The organism is Mycobacterium sp. NGS19, assembly GCF_059813155.1.
Genome location: NZ_JCALEB010000004.1, coordinates 512,377 through 519,470, shown reverse-complemented (window position 1 = coordinate 519,470; position 7,094 = coordinate 512,377). Strand labels below are relative to the sequence as shown.

At 64.4% G+C, this 7,094-nt stretch carries 7 protein-coding genes; 1 reads left to right on the top strand and 6 read right to left on the bottom strand.

The window, feature by feature from the left end; all coding sequences use genetic code 11:
- Window positions 1-141 precede the first annotated feature (141 nt).
- Entirely contained in the window at window positions 142-1,395 is a 1,254-nt protein-coding gene (murA, locus tag AC5Y4N_RS15640) for a UDP-N-acetylglucosamine 1-carboxyvinyltransferase (RefSeq protein ID WP_499912545.1), read from the bottom strand.
- A gap of 84 nt (window positions 1,396-1,479) precedes the next feature.
- Between murA and AC5Y4N_RS15635 the strand changes: the two genes are divergently transcribed.
- On the top strand, window positions 1,480-2,058 hold the full coding sequence (locus AC5Y4N_RS15635) for a cob(I)yrinic acid a,c-diamide adenosyltransferase (RefSeq protein WP_499912547.1): 579 nt from the start codon (window positions 1,480-1,482) through the stop codon (window positions 2,056-2,058).
- Window position 2,059: 1 nt separating this feature from the next.
- Here AC5Y4N_RS15635 and AC5Y4N_RS15630 read toward each other — a convergent pair whose 3' ends face one another.
- From AC5Y4N_RS15630 to atpA, 5 genes are read right to left on the bottom strand one after another with little or no spacing between them, the layout of a single operon-like run.
- Window positions 2,060-2,503 carry a DUF2550 domain-containing protein gene (locus AC5Y4N_RS15630; protein ID WP_499912549.1) on the bottom strand — a complete coding sequence of 148 codons (444 nt, stop codon included), beginning with the start codon at window positions 2,501-2,503 and terminating at the stop codon, window positions 2,060-2,062.
- A gap of 12 nt (window positions 2,504-2,515) precedes the next feature.
- Window positions 2,516-2,881: a F0F1 ATP synthase subunit epsilon gene (locus tag AC5Y4N_RS15625; protein ID WP_499912551.1), complete on the bottom strand. Its 366-nt coding sequence runs from the start codon at window positions 2,879-2,881 to the stop codon at window positions 2,516-2,518.
- 8 nt (window positions 2,882-2,889) lie between these two features.
- Complete coding sequence (gene atpD / locus AC5Y4N_RS15620; RefSeq protein WP_499912553.1) at window positions 2,890-4,455, bottom strand: F0F1 ATP synthase subunit beta; 1,566 nt, start codon at window positions 4,453-4,455, stop codon at window positions 2,890-2,892.
- Window positions 4,456-4,480: 25 nt separating this feature from the next.
- Window positions 4,481-5,404, bottom strand: coding sequence for a F0F1 ATP synthase subunit gamma (locus tag AC5Y4N_RS15615; protein WP_499912556.1), 924 nt, complete (start codon window positions 5,402-5,404; stop codon window positions 4,481-4,483).
- Window positions 5,405-5,408: 4 nt separating this feature from the next.
- The gene (atpA, locus tag AC5Y4N_RS15610; protein WP_499912558.1) at window positions 5,409-7,061 is read right to left on the bottom strand and encodes a F0F1 ATP synthase subunit alpha; all 1,653 of its coding nucleotides are present in this window, start codon (window positions 7,059-7,061) and stop codon (window positions 5,409-5,411) included.
- Between the last annotated feature and the right edge of the window lie 33 nt (window positions 7,062-7,094).

The following is a 7,094-nucleotide window of genomic DNA, read 5'->3' as shown; positions in this document are numbered from 1 at the left end:
TTCAACAGGCAACCCTGCCACTGTACTCAGTTTCGCAGAGCTGGTCAAACCGCTGGCTGAACGCGCGACGGTCTGCCGGTCACCGAGTCTACCGCTGCTCACCCGTCCGAGCACAGTCGGCCGGCCATCGACTCGTGTCTGTTACGAGACCCGCTCGATCTCGGCACCGAGGCTCTTGAGGTTCTCGACGAACAGCGGATACCCGCGGTCGATGTGGAAGACGTCGTGCACCTCGGTGTCTCCGTCGGCCACCAGGCCGGCCAGCACCAACCCGGCGCCGGCCCGGATGTCCGATGCCCAGACCGGCGCACTGGACAGTTGCGGGATGCCGCGCACGACAGCGTGGTGGCCGTCCGTGCGCGCGTCGGCGCCGAGCCGGATCATCTCTTCCACGAACCGGAAGCGCGCCTCGAAGACGTTCTCGGTGATCATCGACGTGCCATCCGCGATCGCCGCCAAGCCGATCGCCAGCGGCTGCAGATCGGTGGGGAACCCGGGGAACGGCAGTGTCGCCACGTTGATGGCCTTCGGCCGCTCATACTGCACCACGCGAAATCCGTTGTCATGCTGGGTCACTGTGGCTCCGGCCGCATGCAGCTTGTGCAACACCAGTTGAAGATGTGCGGGATCGACACCGGTAACCGAGATGTCGCCGCGTGTCATCGCCGCCGCGATCCCCCAGGTGGCCGCCACGATCCGGTCACCGATCACGCGGTGCTCGGTGGGATAAAGACGGTCGACACCGGTGATCGTCAACGTCGACGTGCCCGCACCTTTGATGTCGGCGCCCATCTGGCTGAGCATCGTGCAGAGGTCGACGACGTCCGGCTCACGGGCCGCGTTGTGGATCGTCGTCACGCCTTCGGCGAGCACCGCCGCCATCAAGATGTTTTCGGTGGCACCGACGGACGGGAACTCGAGCTGGATCTCGGCCCCGTGAAGGTGTTCTGCCGAGGCCACCACACAGCCGTGTTCGATGTTGCAGTTGGCCCCGAGTTGCCGTAATCCGGCTTGGTGCATGTCAAGTGGCCGAGAGCCGATCGCATCGCCGCCCGGCAGCGCGACTCGCGCTTTCTTGCATCGTCCGACCAGTGGTCCCAGCACGCACACCGAGGCGCGAAATTGGCGGACCGCAGCGAAATCGGCGTCGTACTTGAGTTCGTCGGGAGACGTCACACGAACCACGGAGCCGTCGAGCTCCACGGTCGCGCCCAAGCCCCGCAGCACCTCTGCCATCAAGGGAACATCGAGAATGTCGGGGCAGTTGGTGATCGTGCTGGTGCCTTCGGCCAAAAGAGCTGCAGCCATCAGCTTGAGCACGCTGTTTTTGGCGCCGGTGACGGCCACTTCCCCCGATAACCGGTTGCCGCCGGTCACCACAAAGCGCTCGCTCACGCGGGTTAGTGTAGACAGCGCGCCAGCCGAGTGGACGCAAGGAGCGCACACATCTGGCGTCCGTCTGGCGGGTACGGTTTGGCCATGGCAGTTCACCTGACTCGGATCTATACGCGAACCGGTGACGACGGCACCACCGGCTTGAGCGACTTTTCGCGGGTGAGCAAGAACGACCCGCGGCTGGTGGCTTACGCGGACTGCGACGAAGCGAACGCGGCGATCGGAGCAGCGATTGCGTTGGGTTCGCCGGATGAGCAACTCGCGCAGGTGTTGCGCCAGATACAAAACGACCTGTTCGACGCGGGGGCGGACTTGTCGACGCCCGTGGAAGAGAACCCGAAATACCCACCCCTGCGGATCACCGAGGCGTACATTCAACGGCTCGAAAGCTGGTGCGACCACTACAACGAGTCGCTTCCGGCTCTCAATTCGTTCATCCTTCCGGGCGGCTCGGCACTGTCAGCCCTCCTGCATGTGGCACGCACGGTCACGCGGCGCGCTGAGCGATCGGCTTGGGCTGCGCTACAACAACATTCCGACACCATGAGCGTCCTGCCGGCGAAATACCTCAACCGGCTCTCCGATCTCCTGTTCATCCTGTCCCGGATCGCCAACCCCGACGGGGATGTGCTGTGGCAGCCGGGCGGTCAAGAGCCGCAATAGATTACACGGACCGCCGTTGTGCGCGGGGCGAAGGCCTCGACTCGAGCCACGACAGGAACGCGGTGAGAGCGCCCCGATCGAGCGCCACTTCGTAACCGCGCCGCCGATCCTGGGCGGTATCGCGCAACTCCAACACCGCGGTCTCGGCGGTCATGATGTCGAATTCGTCATCGCGGGGGGCCCGACGCGACACGATCTCGATGCCACGGCGGCTGAGCCGGCGGTCCGGCCACAACCGCAGACTGGACAACCTGTAGAAGCCCGCCTCGCCGCCGCGGTATCGAATGACACCGTGTCGCCAGCCGTGGCCGCCGACAGCGGGAATGTCGCGCAGAATCGCGGCGGTCCCGCCCTGGCGAAGTTTCCACAGCCGGTACGTCAGCGCGAGAACGGCAAGCAGCAGCATGGCAACGAGCGCGACCATGATTGCCATCGACGCGCTCACCGGCGGCGGCTCCTAGTCGATTTCGCCGAGCGCCCGCAGTCTCGCGCGCCCACGCGCGGCGACACTGGGATCGTCGGAGTCTGCGTCGCTTCGGGCTTGGTCGGCATTGATCTCCGAGTCGAACTCCGCCGACTCGGCCAGGATGATGACGCCGTCGTCCGTCACGGACATGAAGCCACCGTCGACGGCGATGCGCAGGTCGTCTTCGCCCTCGCGCTCCACGCGCACCATCGCGTCATCGACGAGCTGCGCCACCAACGGGATGTGCCGCGGCATGATTCCGATCTCGCCGGTCGTGGTCCGGGTGAACACGAAAGTGCCCTTGCCCGACCAGATCTCGCGCTCCACCGCGACGATACTGACATCCATGTCGGCCATGTCAGCGCCTACTCGTCATTCTTGTCGCCGTCGCCCTCGTCGCCGGAATCGTCCTTGCCGGAATCGCTTCCGTCCTCGCCCTTGCCGGACTTGGTCGGCGCACCGTCGTCCTTGGACTCGTCGAGCTTGACGCCCAGGCTCTCCGCCTTCTGCTCGAGGTCCTCGAGGCCACCGATGAGGAAGAACGCCTGCTCGGGCAGGTGGTCGAATTCGCCCTTGGTCAGCCGGTCGAACGCATCGATGGTCTCCTTGAGAGGAACCGTCGAACCTGGTTTGCCGGTGAATTGCTCGGCGGCCATCATGTTCTGCGACAGGAACCGCTCGATCCGACGTGCCCGGTTCACCAGCTGCTTGTCTTCCTCGGACAGCTCGTCGATACCGAGAATCGCGATGATGTCCTGAAGGTCCTTGTAGCGCTGCAGGATTCGGATCACTTCCTGCGCCACGGCATAGTGCTCGTCACCGACGATGTTCGCGTCGAGAATCGTCGAGCTGGACGCAAGCGGATCGACCGCGGGGAAAATGCCCTTCGAGAACACATCCCGGCTGAGCTCCGTGGTGGCGTCGAGGTGGGCGAACGTCGTGGCGGGCGCGGGGTCGGTGTAGTCGTCGGCCGGCACGTACACCGCCTGCATCGAGGTGATCGAGCGGCCGCGCGTCGAGGTGATCCGCTCCTGCAGCTCACCCATCTCGTCGGCCAGTGTCGGCTGGTAACCGACCGCTGACGGCATACGGCCCAGCAGCGTCGAGACCTCCGAACCGGCCTGCGTGAACCGGAAGATGTTGTCGATGAACAACAACACGTCCTGTTCCTGCTCGTCGCGGAAGTACTCGGCCATAGTCAGTGCCGACAACGCCACGCGCATACGAGTGCCGGGCGGTTCGTCCATCTGCCCGAACACCAGCGCGGTGTCCTTGAGCACATTGGCTTCACCGAGTTCGACCCACAGGTCGTTGCCCTCGCGCGTGCGCTCGCCCACGCCGGCGAACACCGATGTGCCACCGAAATTCCGCGCGATGCGGTTGATCATCTCCTGGATCAGCACCGTCTTACCGACGCCGGCGCCGCCGAACAAAGCGATCTTGCCGCCGCGGACATAGGGCGTGAGCAGGTCGATGACTTTCAGGCCCGTTTCGAGCATCTCGGTACGGGGCTCGAGTTCATCGAACTTCGGCGGCTTGCGGTGGATCGGCCAGCGGTCCAGGTCCTTGCCGTACTCCGTGTCGTCGAGGCAGTCGCCCAGGGCGTTCCAGACGTGCCCCTTGGTGCCGTCGCCCACCGGCACCGCGATCGATGCGCCGGTGTTGATCACTTCCACCCCTCGGACGAGGCCGTCGGTGGGCTGCAGGGAAATGCAGCGGACCAGGTTGTCGCCGAGGTGCTGTTCCACCTCCAGCGTCAGCTTCTTCGCCAAATCCTCGAAGGTGATCTCGGCGTGCAGCGCGTTGAACAACTCCGGCACGGCGCCGCGCGGAAACTCGACGTCCACCACCGGCCCGGCTACCCGCACCACCCGGCCGTTGGTGTCCTTCTTGTCCTTCTTTTCTGTGTCGCGCTCTGCGGTTGCAGTCATGGGTTCTCCGCTTTCCTAATGGGTCCTATTGCGCGGCATCCGCCAAAGCGTTTGCGCCGCCTACGATTTCACTGATTTCCTGGGTGATCTGTGCTTGCCGCTCGCGGTTGGCCTGCAACGTCAGGTCCCTGATGAGGTCGTCGGCATTGTCGCTGGCCGACTTCATCGCACGCCGCCGCGACGCCGACTCCGAGGCCGCCGACTCGAGGAGGGCCGCGAAAATGCGGGTGGTGACGTAGCGCGGCAACAGTGCGTCGAACAACGTCTCGGCGTCAGGCTCGAACGAGAACAGTGTCCGCGGTCCCGACTCTTCCTCCGTGTACTCCACGACCATCGGGGCGATGCGGTAAGCGACCGCCTCCTGCGACATCATGGTCTTGAATTCGGTGAACACGAGGTGCAATTCGTCGACACCGAGAACGTTGTCGGGTCCCGGTTCGTCGCCCTCGTCGTCGGCGCCGGCGTTGAACGCGTCAACCAACGTCGACGCGATTTCCTTGGCGTTCTCGTAATCCGGCTTCTCCGAGAAACCGGTCCACGACTCCTTGATGTCCCAGTTGCGGAAGCTGTAGTAGCTCAATGCCTTCCGGCCGACTACATAGAGAACCGGAGTCTTACCCTCCTCTCGGAGAAGCGCGAACAACTCCTCTGACCGCCGGAAGACGTTGGCGTTGTACGCGCCGCACAGACCGCGATCCGAGGACACCACCAACACGCCTGCGCGCCGCGGATTCTCCCGCTCGACCAGCAGAGGATGATCCAATGCCGATTCGTCGGCGAGGTTCGTCAGCATGGTGGTGATCTCGGCGTTGTACGGCCGGGCCGCCTCGACGCGCGCCTGCGCTTTGGCGATGCGCGACGTCGCGATCATCTCCTGAGCCTTGGTGATCTTCTTGATCGACCCGGCCGAGCGGATCCGGCCGCGAAGTTCGCGAAGTGTGGCAGCCATCTACCTAGCTCTTCTTCTGCGGCGGAGCCGGCTTGCGCACCTTCACCGATTCCTTTTGTTCCTCGGACTCGTCCATCGCTTCGACGTGTTCGTCGGGCACGATCGAACTGCCATCCGACGTCGAGAAGCCCTTCTTGAATTGATTGACGGCTTCTTCGAGCTTCTTGCTGATGTCGTCGGACATCGCCTTCGATTCGCGAATCTCCTTGAGAATCCCGTCCTGATCGCCGCGCAGGTGGTCGAGGAACTCGGTTTCGAAGCGCCCGACGTCGGCCACCGGCACCGAGTCCAAATGTCCTTGTGTCCCAAGGAAGATCGCGACCACTTGCTCTTCCACTGGCATCGGATGATGCTGCGGCTGCTTGAGCAGTTCGACCAGTCGCTCACCGCGGTCGAGCTGCTTTTTGGTGTTCTCGTCCAGGTCAGACGCGAACGCCGCGAAGGACTCCAGCTCGCGGTACTGCGACAGATCCAGCCGTAGCGAGCCGGCGACATCCTTCATCGCCTTGATCTGCGCGGCACCACCGACGCGCGACACCGAAACGCCGACGTTGATCGCCGGGCGCACACCCTGATTGAACAGGTCGCTCTCCAGGAAGCACTGGCCGTCGGTGATCGAGATGACGTTGGTGGGGATGTAGGCCGAGATGTCGTTGGCCTTGGTCTCGATGATCGGCAGGCCCGTCAGCGACCCGCCACCCATCTCGTCGGAGAGCTTCGCGCACCGTTCCAGCAGCCGGGAGTGCAGGTAGAACACGTCGCCGGGATAAGCTTCGCGCCCCGGCGGACGGCGCAACAGCAGCGAGATCGCGCGATAGGCCTCGGCCTGCTTCGACAGGTCGTCGAACACGATCAGCACATGCTTGCCCTGGTACATCCAGTGCTGGCCGATCGCCGAACCGGTGTACGGCGCAAGCCATTTGAAGCCCGCCGACTCGGATGCCGGCGCCGCGACGATGGTCGTGTAGTCCATCGCGCCGCCCTCTTCGAGCGCATTGTGGACGCTGGCGATCGTGGTGCCCTTCTGGCCGATCGCGACGTATACGCAACGGACCTGCTGCTTCTCGTCACCGGTCTCCCAGTTCTGACGCTGGTTGAGGATGGTGTCGACGCAGATCGCGGTCTTACCGGTCTTGCGGTCGCCGATGATCAGCTGGCGCTGGCCGCGGCCGATCGGGGTCATCGAGTCGATGGCCTTGATGCCCGTCTGCAGCGGCTCCTTGACGCTCTGGCGCTGCACGACCGACGGAGCCTGCAGCTCCAAGGCCCGGCGCTCGTCGGACTCGATGTCGCCGCGCCCGTCGATCGGCTGGCCGAGCGGGTTGATCACCCGGCCCAGGAAGCCGTCGCCGACCGGGACCGACAGCACCTCACCGGTGCGCTTGACCTGCTGACCCTCTTGGATCTTCTCGAAGTCGCCGAGGATGACCGCGCCGATCTCATGCTCGTCGAGGTTCAACGCAACCCCGAGGACGCCGCCTTCGAACTCGAGCAGCTCCTGCGTCATCACCGACGGCAGACCCTCGACGTGCGCGATGCCGTCGCCGGCGTCGATGACCGTGCCGACCTCCTCGCGCGCCGTTTCCGCGGTGAAGCTGGAGACGTACTCCTCGATTGCACCCTGGATGTCGTCGGGCGAAATCGTCAACTCTGCCATCAGGTTCTCCTCTTCGCGCAAGCGCTCGTGGTG

What these genes read in the sequence shown, in the direction of transcription:
- AC5Y4N_RS15635 (WP_499912547.1), top strand. Translation starts at nt 1,480, where the DNA reads ATGGCAGTTCACCTGACTCGGATCTATACGCGAACCGGTGACGACGGC.
- AC5Y4N_RS15625 (WP_499912551.1), bottom strand. Translation starts at nt 2,881, where the DNA reads ATGGCCGACATGGATGTCAGTATCGTCGCGGTGGAGCGCGAGATCTGG.
- atpD (WP_499912553.1), bottom strand. Translation starts at nt 4,455, where the DNA reads ATGACTGCAACCGCAGAGCGCGACACAGAAAAGAAGGACAAGAAGGAC.
- AC5Y4N_RS15615 (WP_499912556.1), bottom strand. Translation starts at nt 5,404, where the DNA reads ATGGCTGCCACACTTCGCGAACTTCGCGGCCGGATCCGCTCGGCCGGG.
- atpA (WP_499912558.1), bottom strand. Translation starts at nt 7,061, where the DNA reads ATGGCAGAGTTGACGATTTCGCCCGACGACATCCAGGGTGCAATCGAG.